The sequence below is a fragment of the Ruegeria sp. HKCCD7221 genome (assembly GCF_013031225.1).
Taxonomy (GTDB): Bacteria; Pseudomonadota; Alphaproteobacteria; order Rhodobacterales; family Rhodobacteraceae; genus Ruegeria.
Genome location: NZ_WPZE01000006.1, coordinates 187,056 through 207,494, shown reverse-complemented (window position 1 = coordinate 207,494; position 20,439 = coordinate 187,056). Strand labels below are relative to the sequence as shown.

At 60.8% G+C, this 20,439-nt stretch carries 16 protein-coding genes; 4 read left to right on the top strand and 12 right to left on the bottom strand.

The window, feature by feature from the left end:
• Positions 1 to 40 precede the first annotated feature (40 nt).
• Positions 41 to 2,896 (top strand): aminomethyl-transferring glycine dehydrogenase, encoded by a 2,856-nt coding sequence (gene gcvP / locus GOX73_RS15590; protein WP_171124632.1) that lies wholly within the window; start codon positions 41 to 43, stop codon positions 2,894 to 2,896.
• 29 nt (positions 2,897 to 2,925) lie between these two features.
• On the opposite strand, the gene GOX73_RS15585 is transcribed toward gcvP, so the two are convergent.
• The gene (locus GOX73_RS15585; protein WP_171134998.1) at positions 2,926 to 4,167 is read right to left on the bottom strand and encodes a cytochrome-c peroxidase; all 1,242 of its coding nucleotides are present in this window, start codon (positions 4,165 to 4,167) and stop codon (positions 2,926 to 2,928) included.
• Positions 4,168 to 4,209: 42 nt separating this feature from the next.
• Between GOX73_RS15585 and GOX73_RS15580 the strand changes: the two genes are divergently transcribed.
• On the top strand, positions 4,210 to 4,680 hold the full coding sequence (locus tag GOX73_RS15580) for a tetratricopeptide repeat protein (protein WP_170485844.1): 471 nt from the start codon (positions 4,210 to 4,212) through the stop codon (positions 4,678 to 4,680).
• Positions 4,681 to 4,711: 31 nt separating this feature from the next.
• On the opposite strand, the gene dctP is transcribed toward GOX73_RS15580, so the two are convergent.
• The 6 genes from dctP to GOX73_RS15550 are packed head-to-tail and all read right to left on the bottom strand — an operon-like array spanning position 4,712 to position 10,289.
• Positions 4,712 to 5,773: a TRAP transporter substrate-binding protein DctP gene (dctP, locus tag GOX73_RS15575; RefSeq protein WP_171126429.1), complete on the bottom strand. Its 1,062-nt coding sequence runs from the start codon at positions 5,771 to 5,773 to the stop codon at positions 4,712 to 4,714.
• A 25-nt stretch (positions 5,774 to 5,798) separates the two neighbouring features.
• On the bottom strand, positions 5,799 to 7,088 hold the full coding sequence (locus GOX73_RS15570) for a TRAP transporter large permease (RefSeq protein WP_171124626.1): 1,290 nt from the start codon (positions 7,086 to 7,088) through the stop codon (positions 5,799 to 5,801).
• A complete protein-coding gene (locus GOX73_RS15565) occupies positions 7,089 to 7,676 on the bottom strand; it encodes a TRAP transporter small permease (RefSeq protein ID WP_171124624.1) in 588 nt (195 codons plus the stop codon). It abuts the gene before it with no gap.
• Between the two features lie 53 nt (positions 7,677 to 7,729).
• Entirely contained in the window at positions 7,730 to 8,245 is a 516-nt protein-coding gene (locus GOX73_RS15560) for a flavin reductase family protein (protein ID WP_171126455.1), read from the bottom strand.
• Positions 8,245 to 9,135, bottom strand: a complete 891-nt coding sequence (locus tag GOX73_RS15555; protein WP_171126428.1) for an aldo/keto reductase family oxidoreductase — start codon at positions 9,133 to 9,135, stop codon at positions 8,245 to 8,247. Before GOX73_RS15555 ends, GOX73_RS15560 begins: the two co-directional genes overlap by 1 nt.
• On the bottom strand, positions 9,135 to 10,289 hold the full coding sequence (locus tag GOX73_RS15550; protein ID WP_171126427.1) for an LLM class flavin-dependent oxidoreductase: 1,155 nt from the start codon (positions 10,287 to 10,289) through the stop codon (positions 9,135 to 9,137). Before GOX73_RS15550 ends, GOX73_RS15555 begins: the two co-directional genes overlap by 1 nt.
• A 107-nt stretch (positions 10,290 to 10,396) precedes the next feature.
• On the opposite strand from GOX73_RS15550, the gene GOX73_RS15545 reads away from it, so the two are divergent.
• Together GOX73_RS15545 and GOX73_RS15540 are read left to right on the top strand one after the other, a co-directional pair.
• The gene (locus GOX73_RS15545; RefSeq protein WP_171124618.1) at positions 10,397 to 11,107 is read left to right on the top strand and encodes a GntR family transcriptional regulator; all 711 of its coding nucleotides are present in this window, start codon (positions 10,397 to 10,399) and stop codon (positions 11,105 to 11,107) included.
• A gap of 12 nt (positions 11,108 to 11,119) precedes the next feature.
• Complete coding sequence (locus GOX73_RS15540) at positions 11,120 to 12,211, top strand: Gfo/Idh/MocA family protein (protein ID WP_171126426.1); 1,092 nt, start codon at positions 11,120 to 11,122, stop codon at positions 12,209 to 12,211.
• Between the two features lie 2 nt (positions 12,212 to 12,213).
• Here the strand turns inward: GOX73_RS15540 and GOX73_RS15535 are convergent, their stop codons facing one another.
• From GOX73_RS15535 to GOX73_RS15515, 5 genes are read right to left on the bottom strand one after another with little or no spacing between them, the layout of a single operon-like run.
• On the bottom strand, positions 12,214 to 14,838 hold the full coding sequence (locus GOX73_RS15535) for a nitrate reductase (RefSeq protein ID WP_171126425.1): 2,625 nt from the start codon (positions 14,836 to 14,838) through the stop codon (positions 12,214 to 12,216).
• Complete coding sequence (gene nirD, locus GOX73_RS15530) at positions 14,835 to 15,167, bottom strand: nitrite reductase small subunit NirD (protein ID WP_171124612.1); 333 nt, start codon at positions 15,165 to 15,167, stop codon at positions 14,835 to 14,837. The genes GOX73_RS15535 and nirD overlap by 4 nt, the downstream gene beginning before the upstream one ends.
• Positions 15,164 to 17,596: a nitrite reductase large subunit NirB gene (nirB, locus tag GOX73_RS15525; protein WP_171126424.1), complete on the bottom strand. Its 2,433-nt coding sequence runs from the start codon at positions 17,594 to 17,596 to the stop codon at positions 15,164 to 15,166. The genes nirD and nirB overlap by 4 nt, the downstream gene beginning before the upstream one ends.
• Before the next feature lie 6 nt (positions 17,597 to 17,602).
• The gene (locus tag GOX73_RS15520; RefSeq protein WP_171126423.1) at positions 17,603 to 19,288 is read right to left on the bottom strand and encodes an ABC transporter ATP-binding protein; all 1,686 of its coding nucleotides are present in this window, start codon (positions 19,286 to 19,288) and stop codon (positions 17,603 to 17,605) included.
• A 5-nt stretch (positions 19,289 to 19,293) separates the two neighbouring features.
• Entirely contained in the window at positions 19,294 to 20,379 is a 1,086-nt protein-coding gene (locus tag GOX73_RS15515) for an ABC transporter permease (RefSeq protein WP_171126422.1), read from the bottom strand.
• Between the last annotated feature and the right edge of the window lie 60 nt (positions 20,380 to 20,439).

Genomic DNA, 20,439 nt, shown 5'->3' with positions numbered 1-20,439 from the left:
GTCGCCGCCGGGCCTGACCTACCCGACAGGAGCGCACCACATGGCTTTCAAACTGACTGACTACGAAGCCTATGACTTTGCCAACCGTCGCCATATCGGACCCAGCCCGACCGAGATGCGCGATATGCTCAAGGTGATCGGCTTCAAGACGCTGGACCAACTGATCGACGCCACCGTCCCGCCCGCGATCCGGCAGAAGGAACCCTTGGACTGGGGTCCGGCGATGACGGAACGGGACGCGCTGTTCCACATGAAAGAGGTGGCGAGCAAGAACAAGGTTCTGACCTCGTTGATCGGGCAGGGATATTACGGCACCACCACGCCCGCTCCGATCCTACGCAACATTCTGGAAAACCCGGCCTGGTACACCGCCTATACGCCTTATCAGCCCGAGATCAGCCAGGGCCGTCTTGAGGCGCTGTTGAACTTCCAAACCATGGTCAGCGACTTGACCGGGCTGGACGTGGCGAATGCTTCGTTGCTGGACGAAGCCACAGCCGCAGCCGAAGCTATGGCGATGGCCAAACGCGGTGGCCGGTCCAAGGCCAACAACGCCGCCTTCTTTGTCGACCGCAACTGCCACCCGCAGACCATCGCCGTGATCAAAACACGCGCCGAACCTTTGGGCATCGACGTGCAGGTGGGCGATCCTGACCAACTGGAGGCCGGTGCCGTCTTTGGCGCGATCTTCCAGTATCCCGGCACCCACGGCCATGTGCGCGACTTCACATCGGAAATCGCGGCCCTGCATGAACACAAAGCCATTGCCATTGTCGCCGCCGATATCCTGTCGCTGGCTCTGCTGAAATCGCCCGGAGAGATGGGCGCGGATATTGCAATCGGCTCGACCCAACGGTTCGGCGTGCCGATGGGCTATGGCGGGCCCCACGCGGCCTATATGGCGACCACCGACAAGCTCAAGCGCGCGATGCCGGGTCGGATCATCGGTGTCAGCATCGACAGCCGCGGCAACAAAGCCTACCGCCTGGCGCTGCAGACCCGCGAGCAGCATATCCGGCGTGAAAAGGCGAACTCGAACGTCTGCACCGCGCAGGCTCTTCTGGCGGTGATTGCCTCGATGTATGCGGTCTATCACGGCCCAGATGGCATCAAGGCGATTGCACAATCGGTACATCGCAAAACCTCGCGTCTGGCCGTTGGGCTGGAGGATGCCGGCTTTGCCGTCGAACCAGAAGTGTTCTTTGACACCATCACGGTCGAGGTTGGCCATCTGCAAAAGACCGTCATGGAGGCTGCCGTGGCCCGTGGCGTCAACCTTCGCAAGGTCGGCGAGACGAAAGTGGGCATCAGCCTGGACGAACAGACCCGCGCCGAAACCATCGAGGCCGTCTGGGGTGCCTTCGGCATCGACCGTCAGGACGACAGTTCTAACGTTGCCTATCGCCTGCCGGACTACGCCTTGCGCGAGACGCCTTATCTGACCCACCCGATCTTCCACAAGAACCGGGCCGAAGCCGAAATGACCCGCTATATGCGCCGTCTGGCCGACCGCGACCTGGCGCTGGACCGGGCGATGATCCCGCTGGGCTCGTGCACCATGAAGCTGAACGCAACGATCGAGATGATCCCGGTCACATGGCCCGAATTCGGCAATCTGCACCCGTTCTGCCCCGAAGATCAGGCGCAGGGCTATCATGAGATGATTGCCGATCTGAACGACAAGCTGTGCCAAATCACCGGCTATGACGCGATCAGCCAGCAGCCTAACTCGGGCGCGCAGGGTGAATATGCAGGCCTGCTGACCATCCGCAATTATCACTTCGCGCGCGGCGAAGGGCACCGCAATGTCTGCCTGATCCCAACCTCGGCGCATGGGACCAACCCGGCCTCGGCGCAGATGGTGGGCTGGCAGGTGGTGCCGGTGCAATCGGATGAGAATGGCAATATTGATCTGAACGACTTCCGCGCCAAGGCCGAGAAGCATTCAGATCATCTGGCCGGGTGCATGATCACCTACCCCTCGACCCACGGCGTGTTCGAGACCACCGTGCAAGAGGTCTGCCAGATCACCCATGATCACGGCGGTCAGGTCTATATCGACGGGGCCAACATGAACGCCATGGTGGGCCTGTCGCGTCCCGGTGACATCGGCGGCGACGTCAGCCACCTAAACCTGCACAAAACCTTCTGCATCCCGCATGGCGGCGGCGGCCCCGGCATGGGTCCGATCGGCGTTAAGGCGCATCTTGAGGAACACCTGCCCGGCCATCCGGAATACGGCACCGCCGTCGGTCCGGTCTCGGCGGCACCCTTCGGCTCGCCGTCGATCCTGCCGGTCAGCTGGGCCTATGTGCTGCTGATGGGTGGCGCGGGTCTGACGCAGGCGACCAAAGTGGCGATCCTGAACGCCAACTACATCGCGGCGCGTCTTCAGGAGGCCTATCCGATCCTCTACACGTCCGAGTCGGGTCGTGTGGCGCATGAATGCATCCTCGACACCCGGCCCTTGGACGAGGCAGCCCATGTCAGCGTGGATGACATTGCCAAACGTCTGGTCGATTCAGGCTTCCACGCGCCTACGATGAGCTGGCCGGTGGCTGGAACCCTTATGGTCGAACCCACCGAATCCGAACCGATGGCTGAGTTGGACCGCTTCTGCGACGCGATGTTGTCGATCCGGGCCGAGGCGCAGGACATCATCGACGGCAAGATCGACGCGGAAAACAACCCGCTGAAAAACGCCCCCCACACGGTGCGTGATCTGGTCGGCGACTGGGATCGCCCCTATACCCGGGAACAGGCGTGTTTCCCTCCGGGTTCCATGGGTGTCGACAAGTATTGGTCGCCGGTCAACCGCGTCGATAATGCGTATGGGGATCGGAACCTCGTCTGCACATGCCCGCCCATGTCAGAATATGAGGAAGCCGCAGAGTAACGAGAACCCCGCCACGTGCGGGGTTTTTCTTAGGGTTGGAAATTGTCGGGCACGCCGAATGGTGGCGTGTCCACGCTCGTCCCGGTCAGTGCGTTCAGAAACGCCACGAGCTTTGTGATTTCGGCGTCCGACAGGTGTAGCGGAGTGATGTCAATCTTGCTGCGCTGCCGGTCCATTTCCAACTTGTCATCCCAGACCAAGAAATCGGCTTTGTGCAGCCAGGGTACCTTGGGCAAAGCCGCCATGTCGTGGGTCCATTGTGACAGGCTGCGTTCCGGGTTCAGGTGATGGCGGATCATGCTTTCGAGATCGGGAAACGCGCCGTTATGTCCATAAGGCGCGGTCAGAGCCACGTTGCGCAGCATCGGCGTGCGAAAGCGATAAGCATCTTCTAGCCGGTCGCTTTCCCCCATGCGACCGACGTCGCGCACGTAGGGGTCCCATTGCCGGGTACGGCCCGGACCAAAGGGCGGCAAGGCCAGCGCGTGGAATTTCTGATCTGACATCAACGGACCGGAATGGCAGGTGGAACACTGGGCCTTACCGAAAAACAAGGCCATCCCGTCCTTTTGGGCAGGTGTCAGGGCGTTGGCGTCGCCTGCAAGATATTGATCGAACGGGCTGTCCGTGCTGCGCCACTCAAAGGCCATGAACGCGGCCAGCGCGTTCGCGATCTGGGTGATCGTGATGTCCTCGGTCGTGATGACCTCATCAAAGGCGGCGACCATCGCAGGGCCATAGCGCGGATCGGTGCGCACGCGTTTGGCAAGGATCGGCCAGCCCAGATCAATCCGGTCGGCAACCGCCCCGGTCACCTGATTTTCGCCGACATTTCCGGCCATTTCGAATTGCGAGGTTAGCGGAAATAGCGCTTGCGCAGCCAGTAATGAGTTCAACCCTTCAGGCATCCATTCCTGCGCGGGTGAGTTGAAACCGTTGCTGTAAACGTCCGAGATACTCAGACGGCCATCGTGGAAGACGGTGTGAATGTCCTTAGCCCCAAGGTTCCAGAGACCGGGCGAATTGCGTGGAATGCGCTTGCGGATTTTATTCGCACCGACACCCGGTGTGCGCTCGAGCCCCAGCCCCTGTCCGCCTTCCCCAATCCCAAGCGACAACCCGTCGGAGGTGCCGAAATCCGGGTGGTGGCAATGGGCGCAGGCGATGTTCTGATTGCCCGACAGGATGGGATCGTAAAACAGTTGATGACCGATGGCGGCCTGTTCCATATCAAAGAGGATAAAGTCATCATCGGTCAGCGGGCGCGGCAAGTCCTGTGCCGCAGCCGCGCCGACGAACAGGAAGAAAACCCCATGCGCCAGCTTGTATTTGCCCTTTGTCTTTTTGCATCTCCGGCGCTGGCCGAACTGGAACAGGCCCGCGACATGATGGAAGCCGGTGAATTTGAAGCCGCGCGCGAAGAACTGCTGCCAGCGGCACGGTCCGGCAATGCCGAGGCCGAGGAGTTGATCGGCGTCATGTACGGTCTTGGGCTGGGGGTCGAACAGGATTACGAACGCGCGTTTGAATGGTATCTGCGCGCCTCGATGAAGGGGCACCCGGGCGCGCAATCGGGTATCGGCTGGTACTATGAACTGGGTCTGGGAATGCCCGCGCCCGATCTGGTTAGGGCCTATATGTGGTACACGCTCAGCGCCATTGGCGGCGATCCCGACGCGGCGATCAGCCTTGAGGAAGTGGTCAAGAAAATGTCGCCGGAGCAGATCGAAAGGGCGCATGTTTTGGTAAATGACTACAAAGGGTGGATGTACCCGTTTCGGTAAGGGCCGGACGCCATCGCCCGGCCCTGTTCGCTTAGTTCAGGTCCGCATCGCGAGAGGCGTTGATGTCGGCCTCCGCCTCGGCGACTGCCTCGGTCAGCGCGTTGAACACCTCATCCCCACGGCCCACATTGGTCTGAAACCACTCATAGACAGGGGTTGCGGCCTCTTTGAAGGCAGCCTTCTGTTCGGGCGTCGGGACATAGAGATCTCCACCACCGGCGACGAAATCTTCATAAGCCTGGATCGACTTGCGCTTGGGCGAGGCAAAGGTCGCCTGTTGCAGCGCGTAGAATCCGTCGACCACGACACGGCGCATGTCCTCGGGCATCTCTTGGAACTTGGCGTTGTTCATCCACCACAGCGCGCCCATATAGGCGTGGCCGTCCAGTGTGACGTATTGCAGACCCGCATCGGGGAATTTCATCCCCATGATGTCCGTGATTCCGTTCTTGGAGCCTTCAACCACACCGGTCTGAAAGCTGGTGAACAGTTCCGGCCACGGGATCGGGGTGGGCGACGCACCCAGCGCTTTGACCAGTTCCTGTGGTAGGTCGGCGACTACGGTGCGGATTTTCAGGCCTTCCATATCGGCAGGCTCGGCGATGCGACGCTGCGTGTTGGCAAAGTTGCGCCAGCCTCCGGTGTTGCCGATGGTCATCAGACGGATCGCGCCACCGGAATCCTCAAGAGCCATTTCGCGCATCTTGCGAGTGAAATCGCCGGACAGCACGTGCTCGGCCACGCGATCATCCGCCATCAGGTAGGGCAGGTCCAGTACCTGAACATAGGGGAAGATGCCCGACGCGCCGCCCGAGGTTGAGATGTAGATGTCGATGGTGCCATCTGCCACGCCCTGCAGACATTCAGCACCGTTCGAGCAAAGCTGGGTGCCAATGAACAACTCGACTTCAATCGCGCCGTTCGATGCGGCCTCGACATAGTTCTTGAAGACGATCAAACCATCGTAGTCTTCGTCATTTTCGTTCGAGTTCGCGGTGGCGCGCAGGGTGTAGTCTGCGGCGGTGGCGGCAAGTGCGGATGCGGCCAGCACCGAGGTGGCCACCGCAGCGGTTTTCATAAATCTTCTGAGCATTCGTTTCCTCCCTGTGATACTCAGTTCAGTTTGCAAATCCCGTTATCCTCGGGATCGTCATGGATAGTGCGGGGACATAGGTGATCAGGAAGATCACTATGATTTCGACAGCCAGAAACGGCAGAATCGCCTTGGCGATGGTCTCGACCTTTTCGCGCGACACGGCAGCGGCCACGAACAGCACCAGCCCCATGGGTGGCGTGGCCAGACCGACGGTCAGGTTGACGCTCATGATAATGGCAAAGTGGATCGGGTCCACACCAAGGCTGGTGAAGATGGGCGCAAGGATGGGGCCAAGGATGATGATCGCCGGGCCTGCGTCCAGAAACATGCCGACGACAAACAGCAGCAGGTTGATCAGGAACAGCAGGATCAGTGGGTTTTCCGACAGGCCAAGGATCAGCGCCGCCAGTTGTTCCGGCGCATGGCTGAGGCTGACAACCGTCTTGAACGCCATCGCGGCACCGACCAGCAGCAAGACGACCGCCGAGGTCAGACCCGCGTTGCTCAGGATCTCGGGCACTTCTTTCAGGGTCAGCGTGCGCAGGACGAAGAACCCGATGATGAATGCATAGCCTACAGCGACCGCAGCGGCCTCTGTCGGGGTGAAGATGCCGCCGAGGATGCCGCCCAGAATGATGACGGGTGTCAGCAGCGGAAAGAACGCTTTGAGGCTGGCCTGACGACGCTCGGGCCATGTGTATTTGCGGCTGGCGACAGGGAAGTCGTACTTGTCGGCCATCACCTTGATCATCAGCATCAGACCGACGCCGACCATCACGCCGGGCACGATGCCCGCAAGGAACAGGGCCGCCACGCTTTCACCCATGACGTAGGCGTAAATGATCATGATCCCCGAGGGGGGAATGATTGGCCCGATCACCGAACTGGCCGCTGTGATTGCGGCAGCGAAGCGGCGGGTATAACCCTGTTTCTCCATCGCCGGAATCAGCATCGACCCCAGTGCCGAGGTATCGGCCACCGCCGACCCCGAGAGGCCAGCGAACAGGATTGAACTCAGGACGTTCACATGGGCCAGACCGCCCCGGAAGTGACCCATCAACGCCTGAGAGAACTCGACCAGACGGATCGTGATGCCGCCGCGGTTCATCAACTCTCCGGCCAGCATGAAGAACGGGATCGCCATCAGGGGAAAGCTGTCCATGCCGTTATAGACGTTCCGATACAGCAACGTGATGTCGTTGGTCTGGCCGTTCAGCCACAACAGAATGCCGGGCGCGGCCAGAAGGGCGAAAAAGACCGGCAGGCCGATCATCAGGAAAATCAGGAAGGTGGGCAGGAACCAGATCAGCATCTATTCAGCCCCCACCGGTGCGTCTGCGATTTTGGGCAACAGGTCTCCGCCCCCCAACAAAGTCAGGATGGCCCGCAGGATCAGCTCGATATTCACCGCGATCAGTAGGATCACCCCAACCAGCAACGAAGCCATCATCCAGCTACGTGGGACGCGGTACCACTCGTCGAACCCGAAGGAGGTGGGGATATACAGCGCAGCCGTCGCAAACTTGCCGCCAAAGCCGGTCACTTCGGACCAACCGATATTGACCGCCACCAACAGAACGGCAAGTGAAACGATCAGCAAAAACAAGGTCAGCAACTGCCCCAGCACACGCGGCAGCATCATGGGCACCATGTCGATTGCAACGAACCCGCCACGCCGGAACGCGGTAGGCGCCATCAACCCGGTCATCCACAACATACAGAACCGCGCGGCCTCATCCGGCCAGGGCAGGGCGTTGCCCAGAACGTATCGGAAGAACACCTGAATCAGGATTGCGATCACCATTAATGCAATCGCAACAATGCCAACCGCGCGGCCAAAACGCAGCACGGTTTCGTTCACGAATGCAATCGGCGCAAGCACCGACGCCAGTCCGCCCATGCGGATCCTCCCTTGTTCAGCTGCAGGTTTGCCCTGCGGTCGTCAGATCGCGCTTAGTTCTGCGCGAATTGGCCGAGTTTCCCGGCGTAAAAGGTCAGCGCGTCTCCATCCGCCATGCTGACCTTGAGAACTTTGCCCACGACGATCACGTGGTCGCCTGCGTCGTGATAGGCGTGCTGTTCGCATTCGAACCGCGCCAGACAATCCGGCAGCAGCGGTGTTCCGTTCCCGCACCGGTCATGGTCAATTTCCCGCAGCGCAAACGCGTCTTTCGAGCATCCAAAACATAGTTCGGCCTGTTCCGACGATAGCACGTGCACACTGAAATGGCGTGCCTTGTGGAAATAGGGGAACCGACGCGAGTTGCGGTCACCGGCCCACATGATCAGCGGCGGGTCCAGCGACAGGGATGAAAAGCTGTTCGCCGTGATGCAGACCGGGCCGTCATCGCTGTTGCAGGTGACGATCGTGACGCCAGTGGCGAACCGTCCAAAGGCGTCCCGCAACGTGCGGGTGTCGTCCTTGTGCGGGACGAATGTGTGGGTCATGTCCTTTGAGATTGCATTCATCATGGTACCTCATGCCCCAGCGCCGCCTCGTACAGGCGGAACCAGCTTTCGCGATCCAGATTAACTTTCAATGCGTCCGAGATGGTCTTGATCCGGGACAGGTTGTTGGTACCCATAACCGGAAGGATACCTGCCGGGTGAGCCAGTAGGAACGCAACAGCCACCGCCGCGCGGTCCACACCGAATTCAGCAGCGATTTCATCCGCGACTACCCCGACAGGTGGGTTTCCGGCCATCAACATCCCGCCTCCCAGCGGCGACCACGCCATCACGGGCTGACCATGCTGCTGGTGAAAGGCCAGATCGCCATTGGTAAATGGGCCGATCTCGCCCAGAGAAATTTCGATCTGATTGGTGACCAGCGGTGTATTCATCGCTGACTGCAGCAGGGTCCAGTCCCAAGGTCGGAAATTTGACACACCAACCGCACGGACCTTGCCGCTGGCAACCATTTCGTCCAGGGCGGCGCCGGTTTCATGGTGATTCATGAACGGATCAGGGCGGTGGATCAACAGCAGGTCGATATGGTCGATGGCCGTTTCGGTCAGAGAAGTCTCGACCGATTTCAGAATATGGGCGCGCGAGGTGTCATAGTATTTGACCTTCGCGTCCGAATATCGCCCGATCGGTGCCACGATATCGCACTTGGTGACGATCTCCATCTTCGCGCGCAGCGCAGGATTGGCGCGCAGGGCATTGCCCAATACAGCCTCGGCCCCGTAATCGCCATAGATATCCGCCTGATCGAAACTGGTAATGCCCTGATCCAGGCAGGCTTGAATCTTGGCCTCGACATGAGACGCCGAGGTATCGCTGTCATCGCCCAGCCGCCACATGCCATAGACAAGGCGGCTCATTTCCAGCGTGTTGGATAGCTTTACACGTTGCATCAGTGACGAACTCCGTTGCCCAGCGGGGTGGCCGGGGTGGTTGCGGGTACGCGCCCATAGGCTTCGGGCAGCGAACAGGTTTTCAGGTTGGGCATGACACGGGCACCAAAGTGCTTTGCCTCATCCATGTGCGGGTAGCCCGAGAAGATGAAAGCGCGGATACCCATCTTCTGATATTCCTCGATCTTGGACATGACCTGATCGGTCGACCCGACCAAAGCTGCGCCGCAGCCCGAGCGCGCGCGGCCGACGCCTGTCCACAGACCGGGTTCGACATAGCCATATTCATCCGCCAAATCGCGGTTCTTGGCCTGATGCGCTACGCCCAAAGACGTCGAGTCCAGCGCCCGTTCCCGGATCGCACGACCATATTCATCATCCAGTTTCGAGACGATGTAATCCGCATATTCCTGCGCTTCGGCTTCAGTGTCGCGGACGATCATGTGCACGCGTAGGCCGTAATCCAGTGTGCGGTCGTAATTTTCTGCAACCGCGTGGACGGCCTTCATTCGTTCGGCCAATTGATTCTTGGTTTCGGGCCACATCAGATAGACATCGCAATGCTCGCCACACAGGTCCAACGCGGAAGGAGAGTACCCTCCGAAATACAGAAGCGGTCCGCCGGTTTGGTAAGGCTTGGCTGGATCAGTGGTCAGGCCCGAGAAGTTATAGACCTCGCCCGCGTGGTTGATTTCATCCTGTGCCCACGCTTGCTTGAGAATCTCGACTACCTCGCGCGAGCGTTGATAGCGGAACGCGCTGTCGGCTTTTTCGCCGGGGAAATCGGATGAGATGATGTTCACCGTCAGCCGCCCCTGCAGCATGTGATCCAGCGTCGCGATGGTGCGGGCCAGCATGATGGGCTGCATCTCGCCACAGCGCACGGCGGCCAGCAGGTTGATCTTTTCGGTGATTGGCGCGCAGCCTGCCACGAAACTCAGCGTGTCCTGACCGACCTGATAGGAAGACGGGCACAGAATGTTACGAAAGCCCTGCGCCTCGGCCTCGCGCACGATGCCGGAACAATGCTCCCAACTCGACCGCAGGTCACCGTCCGGCATGCCCAAGAACTGATAGTCATCCGAACACAGCGCCGCAAACCAAGAAACTTCGGCCGCATCCAGATCGGGGGATGTGATGGGGACGATGGTCATTTGATTCGTTCTCCGTGCATCTTTTGACTTTCCTCTTGCGTAGCAATCACATTGATGTAGATCAATAGTGTATCAATTTTTTCCGCGACTCGGTGAACCACCCCGAAATGACTGCCAACAGCCGCAACCCCAACGCGCTGCCGATCTATGTTCAGATCGCCGAGCTTTTGATCCGCGATGTCGCTGCGGGTCGCTTGATTGATGGTGAACGGTTGCCGCCCGAGCGCGAGATGGCGGCGAACCTGAATGTCTCGGTCGGGACGCTGCGAAAATCGCTGGCTGAGCTTGAGAAAAAAGGGATGTTGGAGCGTATTCAGGGCTCGGGCAATTACATCCGCGAGACTGGGACGCAGAACAGTGTTTATGCGATGTTCCGGCTGGAACTGCCCCAAGGCGGTGGCCTGCCGCGCGCCGATATCCTGTCGGTGGATCATCTTGAAAAGCCCGCCGATCTGCCGGAATTCGGCACCTCGGCCAAAGGCTCGCGGGTGCGGCGGATGCGCTATCTGAATGACACAATCATCGCGGTCGAGGAAATCTGGCTGGATGATTCCGCCGGAAAAGTCGATCAGGCGCTGCTGTCGGATTCGCTCTATCGTTATTATCAGCAGCAGCTTGGTTTCTGGATCACGCGGGCCGAGGATCGCGTTTCGGTCCGCGCGCTGCCCAAGTGGACACCAGATTCCTTTACCAAACCCGCTGGCGAAACGGCGGGTTATATTGAGCGGTTCAGCTGGTCCGAGGGGCCGGAGCCGGTCGAGTTTTCAAAAACGTGGTTCGACCCGGATCGGGCCACCTATGTCCAACGTCTGAAGTAGAAGGAAACGTGCATGACCCGGACCATCCATTACGGGCTGATCGGATGCGGCATGATGGGGCAGGAACACCTGCACAATATCGCGTTGCTAGAGGGCACGCAGGTATCGGCGATTTTCGAACCCGACGCCGAGATGGCCAAAACGGCGCAAGCGATTGCGCCCAGTGCGCAGATGGTGGCGTCGGTCGAAGACCTGCTTGCCGTGGAGGATCTGGATTGCATTGTTATCGCCAGCCCAAATCACTTGCACGTGGATCAGATCGAACAGATCGCGCGGGCGCGGCCTTTGCCCTTGCTGGTGGAAAAACCCCTGTTCACGGACCCGTCGGATAAGGCGCGATTAGAGGCCATCCAGCGCGATTACCCCCATCCGATCTGGGTGGCGATGGAGTATCGTTATATGCCGCCCATCGCTGCCCTGATTGACGAGGCGCAGGTGACCGGCGGGGTCAAAATGCTGACCATCAGGGAACACCGCTTTCCCTTTCTGGAAAAGGTCGGCAACTGGAACCGCTTCAACCGCAATACGGGCGGAACTTTTGTAGAGAAATGCTGCCACTTCTTCGACCTTATGCGTCTGATCCTGCAATCGGACCCGGTGCGTGTAACGGCCAGCGGTGGGCAAGCCGTTAATCATCTGGACGAGGCTTACGACGGCGAAACACCCGACATTCTGGACCACGGCTTCGTCATGGTCGACTTCGCCTCGGGCGCGCGTGCCATGCTGGAACTGTGTATGTTCGCTGAAGGCGCGCGGTATCAGGAAGAAATCTCAGCGGTTGGTCCGGATGCCAAGATCGAAGCGTTGGTCCCCGGACCGGGCCGTTTCTGGCCCGACCATCTAGGCGATGCGCCGGTGCCGCAACTGATTGTCAGCCCGCGCGCGCCCAAGGGGCCGGTCGCCAAGGACATCCCCGTCGATCCGCGCCTTCTGGCGGCGGGTGATCATAACGGATCCACCTTTTACCAGCATCAAGGCTTTCTGACCGTCCTGCGCGGTGAAAAGCCCGCCCCCGAGGTAACCTTGCAGGACGGGATGTGGGCCGTGCGCATTGGTCTGGCCGCGCAGCAGGCGTTGGAGACTGGCGAGTCTGTGCGGTTCTAGGGTTACTGGGCGGCCTCTTTCTGGTGCGCTGACGCCAGCAGGCTTGCCAGTTCCGGGCGGCATGATCCGCAATTGGTTCCGGCCTGCAGCGCGTCGCCAATGGCTTCGACGGTCATCAGAGTTTTGGTTTCGATGGCGGTGAGGATGGTGTTCACGCCCAGGTCGAAACAGGAACACAGTACCGGGCCGGGGTCGGGCCGGTCCGCAGGTGCACGACCAGACAACAGGTCGGGGACCTGCGGCAGCGTCGCCAGATAGTCGCGCATCACGGCCACCGGTTCGGGCGCGATGAACAAGGCCGCCACCAGACGCCCGTTTTCGTGAAACGCAAGCCTCGCCAAACTGCGTGCCGGGTCCTCAAGCAGTGTGACGTCGGCATCAGGCAGCCCAAACAGGTTGCGCGCGGCAGTTTGCCAATCGCTGACGCTCTCGGACCCTGCCAATTCCGCGCGGTAGCCGGATTTGGTGGGTGTTTGCGCCCAATATTCGCACGCAGGCGTCATTTCACGATCCGACACCGCAAACCCATACCATTTGGCGTTGAACCGGGTGATGTTCACCACGGACGCTTTGCTTTCGGGTTGCCCCGATACTGGGTCCGTCGCCGCCGCAACCACAGTGTCGATCCGGGCCGAAGGAGCGGTTTCCCCTGTCCAGTGGATGGGCGCAAACACCTGCCCTTTGGTGACATCACGAGTGATCCGCGCCCGCAGGATGGATGTACCATGCGGGCTGGAAACCTGCACCAAATCGGCGGGGTCTATTCCCTTGTCGCGCGCATTGTCGGGGTGGATGTCCAGAAACGGTTCGGGCAGGTGCGCGGACAGGCGCGCGGACAGGCCAGTGCGGGTCATCGTGTGCCACTGATCGCGTAGTCGCCCGGTATTCAGCCAGAACGGATAGCGTGGTTCGGTCTTGGCCGCAGGCGCGCGCCATGTGACCGGCAGCAGCCGGGCTTTGCCGTCAGGATGATAGAACTGCCCATCCGCAAAAAACCGCCCACCCTGCCGGTTGGCGGTAATGGGCCAGCGCGTCGGCTCCAGAGCGTCATAGCCCGCCGCGTCCAGATCGCTAAGGCCCGAGATGTCGAAATCGCGCCCGAACTTGGCAGCCACACCAGACAGCGTGGCGTATTCGCGGAAAATCTCTCCGGGCGTTTGGTAATCAAAAGCCGAGGCCCAACCCATCCGACGTCCGACCTCGGCCAGAATGTCCCAATCCGCGCGGGCCTGTCCGGGTGCAGGCAAGACCGAGCGTTGTCGGCTGATCGTGCGGTCGGAATTGGTGACGGTGCCGTCTTTCTCGGCCCATGCGGCGGCGGGCAGCAGCACATCGGCCAGTCGCGCCGTATCGGTACGCGCCGTGATGTCCGAGACCACGGTGAACGGACAGGCGGCGATGGCGTCGCGCACTGCGTTGGCCTCGGGCATCGACACCACGGGGTTTGTATGGATCACCCACAGCGCCTTGATGCGGCCGTCGCCCACGGCGCGGAACAGGTCGACGGCTTTGAGGCCCGGAGCCTCGGGCATGGTCGGGGCCGACCAAAAATCACGCACGGCGGCGCGGTGATCGGCGTTTTCGATATCCAGATGACAGGCGAGCATATTGGCCAGCCCGCCGACTTCGCGCCCGCCCATGGCGTTGGGCTGACCGGTGACTGACAGCGGACCACAGCCGGGCTTGCCGATGCGCCCCGTGGCCAGATGGCAGTTCAGGATCGCGTTGACCTTGTCACTGCCCGCGCTGGATTGGTTCACGCCCTGACTGAAGATTGTCACGACCTTTTCAGTGCCCATCCACATCTGACAGAATTGCGCGATGTCGTCGGGGTCCAATCCTGTGACCGAGACGTTATCGGCCAGCGCGCTGTCCAGCGCCGCGTGAATGCCGGTGGTGTGGGTCAGGAAATCGGTATCCACCAGCCCGGCGGCGTCGATCTGCGTCAGCAGGTGATTGAACAGAGCCACATCGCTGCCCGCAGCAAGTGGCAGGTGCAGATCGGCACTGTCACAGGACGCCGTGCGGCGCGGGTCGATCACGACGATCTTGGTCCCGCGCGTTTGCCGCGCCGCCATCAGGCGCTGATACAGAACCGGGTGGCACCACGCCAGATTGGACCCGGCCAGCACGACCAGATCGGCTTCGTCCAGATCCTCATAGGTGCCGGGCACGGTGTCGGTGCCAAAGGCGCGTTTGTGGCCCGCAACGGTCGAGGCCATGCACAGCCGCGAATTCGTGTCGATATTGGCCGAGCCGATGAAGCCTTTCATCAGCTTGTTGGCGACATAGTAATCTTCGGTCAGCAACTGGCCCGAGACATAGAAAGCCACCGAATCCGGCCCGTGTTCAGCGATCGTGCCGCGGAACCGGTCGGCAACCAGTTGCAGGGCATCGTCCCAGCCGGTTTGCTCGCCTGCGACCACGGGCGTCAGCAGCCGTTGCGACAGGCCCACCGTTTCGGCCAAAGCAGAACCCTTGGAACACAGCCGCCCCTGATTGGCCGGGTGATCGGGGGCGCCGGTGACGGTCAGGCCCCCCGCGCCATCCGGTTGCAGCAGAACACCGCAACCCACCCCGCAATAGGGGCAGGTTGAGCGCGTAGCGCAGGCACTCAGGTCTTTCACGCGGCGCTCCTTTGCCCCAGCGAGGTGCTGTCCAGCAGGATGCGTTCGCCGTCCAACTGTACCGAATAAGTGGCGATCTGGCCTTCATCCGCGCCCTGCGCCTGCCCTGAGTTCAGGTCGAACACCCAATTGTGCAGCGGGCAAGTGACGGATTGCCCATGCACGATGCCCTCGGACAGGGGGCCGCCCTTGTGCGGGCAGGTGTCCGAAGCGGCAAAGACTTCGTCCTCAGCCGTGCGGAACAGGGCGACGCAGCCAACGGGCGTTTTCACCACGCGTGCGCCGCGCAGGGGGATGTCGTCGATATGTCCGATGTCGATCCAGCTCATTCTGCGGCCTCCAATGTCAGATCGGCGATAGGCGCAAAGCGTTGGGCTTCTTTGGCGTGTTCTGCCCACGGGTCTTTGCGATAGATAGATTGGCTGAGTTCAAACCGCTCGACCAATGCGCGGCGGTTGTCGAGGTCATCCACCACGGTTTCCTTGATCCAGTCGAGGCCGACCTTCGCCATCCATTTATACAGGCGGTCCAGATACTTGCCGCCCTCGCGATAGGCCTGGGTGACGGCCATGACGACCTCGATCGCCTCATCCTCAGTGGGCACCTGAACCAGCAACTCGGTTTCCTTGACGTCCATGCCAGCGGCACCGCCAATGCTGATCTGATAGCCACTGTCGACACAGACCACGCCGATATCCTTGCACGTCGCCTCGGCACAGTTACGCGGGCAACCCGAAACCGCTAGCTTCAGCTTGTGCGGCGTCCAAGAGCCCCAGAGGATCTTCTCTAGCTTCACGCCCAGCCCAGTGCTGTCCTGTGTCCCGAACCGGCAGTGATCGGTGCCGACACAGGTTTTCACCGTGCGCAGACCCTTGGAGTACGCGTGGCCCGAGACCAGCCCGGCCTTGTTCAGATCGGACCAGATATAGGGCAGGTCCGTGCCTTTCACGCCCAGCAGGTCGATACGCTGCCCGCCGGTGACTTTGACCGTGGGAACATCGTACTTCTCGGCCGCATCTGCGATGGCACGCAGTTCTGCCGGGTTAGTGATGCCACCCCACATACGGGGCACGACGCTGAATGTGCCGTCCTTTTGAATATTGGCGTGTTTGCGTTCGTTGACGAAACGGCTTTGCGGGTCGTCCTGATATTCCACCGGCCAGTCAGCCAGCAGATAGTAGTTCACCGCCGGGCGGCAGACATGGCAACCGTTCAGCGTCTTCCAGCCCAGCTCCTGCCAGACGGCTTCCTGACTTTTCAACTCTTGCGATTTGATCAGGCGGCGCACGTCTTCATGGGTCAGGTCGCAGCAACCGCAGATCGGTTGGGCGGTGGGCATCTGGAAGTCATCGCCCAGCGTGACCTGTAGCAACTGTTCGACCAATCCGGTGCATGTCCCGCAAGAGGCACTGGCCTTGGTGGTCGCGCGGATTGCGCCCAGATCGGTTGCGCCATCTGCAATGGCTGCGGTGATGTCAGATTTGCAAACGCCGTTGCAGCCGCAGATTTCCGCCTCAGGCGGCAATGCTGCAACGGCTGAGAGAGGGTCCGCAGAGCCGCCCCCCTGATAGGCCGGGCCAAAGATCAGCGTCTCGCGCATCTCGGACACGTCCTCAGCGTCGCGGATCAGACCGAAGAACCAGTTGCTGTCGCCGGTGTCTCCATACATCACCGCGCCGACCAGCCTGTCGCCTTCCAGCACCAGCCGTTTGTAAACGCCGCGCGCGGGATCGCGGAACACGATGTCCTCGCGGCTTTCACCTTCGGCAAAGTCGCCTGCGCTGAACAGATCGCAGCCGGTAACCTTCAGCTTGGTCGAGAGTGAACGCTGTTTGAAAGCGGCTTCTTCCCCCAGCAGGGTCTGCGCCAGCACTTTGGCTTGGTCGTAGAGCGGTGCGACAAGGCCAAAGACCTCGCCCTGATGTTCGACGCATTCACCAACGGCATAGATATCGGCGTCCGAGGTAATCATCTGATCGTCCACATGAATACCGCGCCCCACGGCAAGGCCCGTTTCCTGCGCCAGCCCGGTGTTGGGGCGGATGCCCACGGCCATCACCAGCAGGTCACAGGGCAGCTCGGTGCCGTCCTCCAACAGCAGCGCGCGGGCCTTGCCATCCTTGCCCGCGATCTCGGTCGATTTGGCATTCAGCAGAACAGTGATGCCTTTTTCTTCCAGCGATTTCTTCAGCAGGTAACCGGCGGCGGGGTCCAGCTGACGCTCCATCAGGTGGCCCATGATATGCACCACGGTTACGTCAGCGCCGCGCGCGGCCATGCCAGCAGCGGCCTCTAGCCCCAGCAAGCCGCCGCCGATCACGACCACTTTGTTGCCCGCGCCCATGCCCATCATCTGTTCGGTGTCTTCCAGATCGCGATAGGCGATCACACCGTCCAGGTCGTGCCCCGGCATCGGGATCATGAAGGGGTTAGACCCGGTGCCGAAGATCAGTTTGTCATAGGGAACGTGACCGTTTTCGCCTTCGACCACTTTCAGGTCGCGGTCGATTTTGACGACCTTCTCGCCAAACCGGCAGGTGATGCCGCGCTCTGCGTACCAAGTGTCGTCATGGGTGACGATCTCTTCATAGGTCTGATCGCCTGCGAGAACTGGGCTCAGCATGATGCGGTTGTAGTTCCCGCGTGGCTCGGCGTTGAACAGGGTGATGTCGAACGCATCGGGGGCAGCGTCGGTCAGGTGCTCCAGCACCCGGCCCGAGGCCATGCCGGCTCCGATGACAACCAATTTCTGTTTCATATCAGTTCACTCCGCGGCAATGGCTTTGGGGGCAGGGGATTTGGGCTTGGGCTTTGCGCCGTGCTCGTATTCCTCGAGGAAATCCAAAACCTCTTGCCGGTATTCGTAGTAATCAGGATGGGCCAGCAGCGCTTTGCGGGTGCGCGGGCGCGGCAGGTCGACATTGGTGATCTTGCCGATGGTGGCCTGCGGGCCGTTCGTCATCATCACCACGCGGTCGGCCAGCAGGATGGCTTCGTCCACATCGTGGGTGACGCAGATGGTGGTCACTTTGGTCCGCGACCAGACCTCCATCAGAACCTCTTGCAGTTCCCACCGGGTGAGGCTGTCGAGCATCCCGAAGGGTTCATCCAGCAGCAGCAGTTTCGGCGACAGGGCAAAGGCGCGGGCGATGCCCACGCGCTGGCGCATCCCGTTCGACATATCAGCGGCGGATTTGTCCATCGCGTCGGCCAGACCAACCCGTTCCAGGTAGTATTCCACCACATCCTGCCGCTCGGCCTGGCTGGCGCGGGGATACACGCGGTCCACACCGACCGAGACGTTTTCCTTGGCGGTCAGCCATGGGAACAGCGAAGGCGACTGGAACACCACGGCACGTTCCGGGTCGGCGCCCTCGACGTGGCGGCCATCCAGCTTGATCGCACCCTTGGAGATTTCGTTCAGACCGGCGGCCATGGTCAGCACCGTGGACTTGCCACAGCCCGAGTGACCGATCAACGAGATGAATTCGCCTCGGTTGAGTTTCAGGTTGAAATCCTCGACCACGGTCAGCGGGCCTTTGGGCGTGGGGTAGACCTTGTGCAACTGGCTGAAATCCAGATAGCGATCTTCGATCAGGCCCGACTGCGCCTCTTTCACCGCTGCCGGGACACCGTGGATCGGGGTGACGTCGGGCAGGGTCTTGGTGCCCTCGACCTTGGCCTCGATCCCCACATCCATCAGGTATTTCGTGACCTCACCGCGCAGCGCCTTGAACGTCTCATCATGGTTCATGGCGGACCGATCACGGGGGCGGGGGATCGAGACCTTGAACTCGGTCCCGAGCGTGCCATCGGGGTTCAGCGGGATGATGCGGTCGGCCAGTAGGATCGCTTCGTCCACGTCATTGGTGATCAGGACACAGGTCTTGCGGTCGGCCTCCCAGATCTTTTCGATCTCTTCCGCCAGATTGCCACGGGTCAATGCATCCAGCGCCGACAGGGGCTCGTCCAGCAGCAGAACCTCGGGGTTCATCGCCAGAGCACGGGCCACGTTCACCCGCTGCCGCATCCCACCCGACAGCTCGGCGGGGCGACGGGTGGCGGCGTGGCTCAGGCCGACCATGCGGATGTAGTGTGCAACCTTTTCCTCTTTTTCAGGTTTGGGCATCTTGGTAAAAACCGCATCCACGGCCAGCCGCACATTGCCCGTCACGGTCAGCCACGGCATCAGCGAGTAGTTCTGGAAGATCACCCCCCGTTCCGGCGCGGGGCCGGTGATGGCTTTGTCGCGGAAGGTGACGCTGCCCTTGGTGGGGAATTCGATCCCCGCCATCAGGTTGATCAGTGTGGTCTTGCCGGTGCCGGAAAAGCCCAGCAGCACCACGAACTCACCTTCCTGAACCGAGAGGTTGATGTCTTTCAGTACATCCGTCGCAGCGGTGCCGGTACCGAAAGATTTGCTGACATTCTTGAAGTCGATCACAGCCATATCAGTCACCGGTTGTTCGAGAAGGTAAACAGCGACTGCAACGCATACATCACGCGATCCAGCAGGAAGCCGATGATGCCGATGGTAAAGACAGCCACCATGATCTTGGCGAGCGAGCTGGAGGAGCCGTTCTGGAACTCATCCCAGACAAACTTGCCCAAGCCGGGGTTCTGCGCCAGCATCTCGGCTGCGATCAGGACCATCCAGCCAACACCCAATGACAGGCGCAGGCCGGTGAAGATCAGCGGCAGGGCCGAGGGCAGCACCAGCTTGGTGATCTTGGTATAGGTGTTCATTTTCAGAACTTTTGAGACGTTGACCAAGTCCTTGTCGATTGACGCCACACCCAGCGAGGTGTTGATCAGCGTGGGCCACAGCGAACACAGCGTGACAGTGATGGCCGAGATCAGGAAGGACTTCGCGAACCAGCCGTCATTGGTGACGTAAACAGCCGAGACGATCATGGTCACGATGGGCAGCCAGGCCAGCGGCGAGACCGGTTTGAAGATTTGGATCAGCGGGTTCAGCGCCGCATTTGCGGTGGGCGACAGACCCGCAGCGATACCCAGCGGAACGGCCACGATAGTTGCGATCAGAAAGCCGAAGAACACGGTTTTGATCGAGGTCCAGATCTGTGTGTAATAGCTGGGCGCGCCGGTATAGGCGACCTCTTTGACCTTTTCAGGCTGGCCTGCGTCGATGAACTTCTGGTTGCGCTTTTCGACCATCGCCTCGAACTTGGCCTTTTTGGCGGCCTTGGCCTGTGCGTCCTGATGCAGGCTGACGGCTTCGGACCAGACCTGCGCCGGGCCGGGGACTGCGCCAAGCGAGGTTTGCACCTTGGGCGCCAGCGTGCCCCACAGGACCAAAAATGCGAAGATGGCCAGCAGCGGTACGACCAGCAGGCGCCAAATCTCGCCCATCTGGGCGCGCGGGTTGTCGCCTGCGCCAGCCTTGAGGATCGGGGTGATCCAGGCCAGGCCCAGAACCTGAAACCATTTATCGGCGGCGTTGATCCGGGTGAACAGGCGGGCGCGGCGGGCCTCGCGTTCAGCATCAGCGGATAGCGTATCGTGGTCGATGGCTGTCATCTTGCGGTCTCCTGGCCCGGTCGATCAGCGCCAGGCGGGGGTGGAATTCTGTTTGGAAGG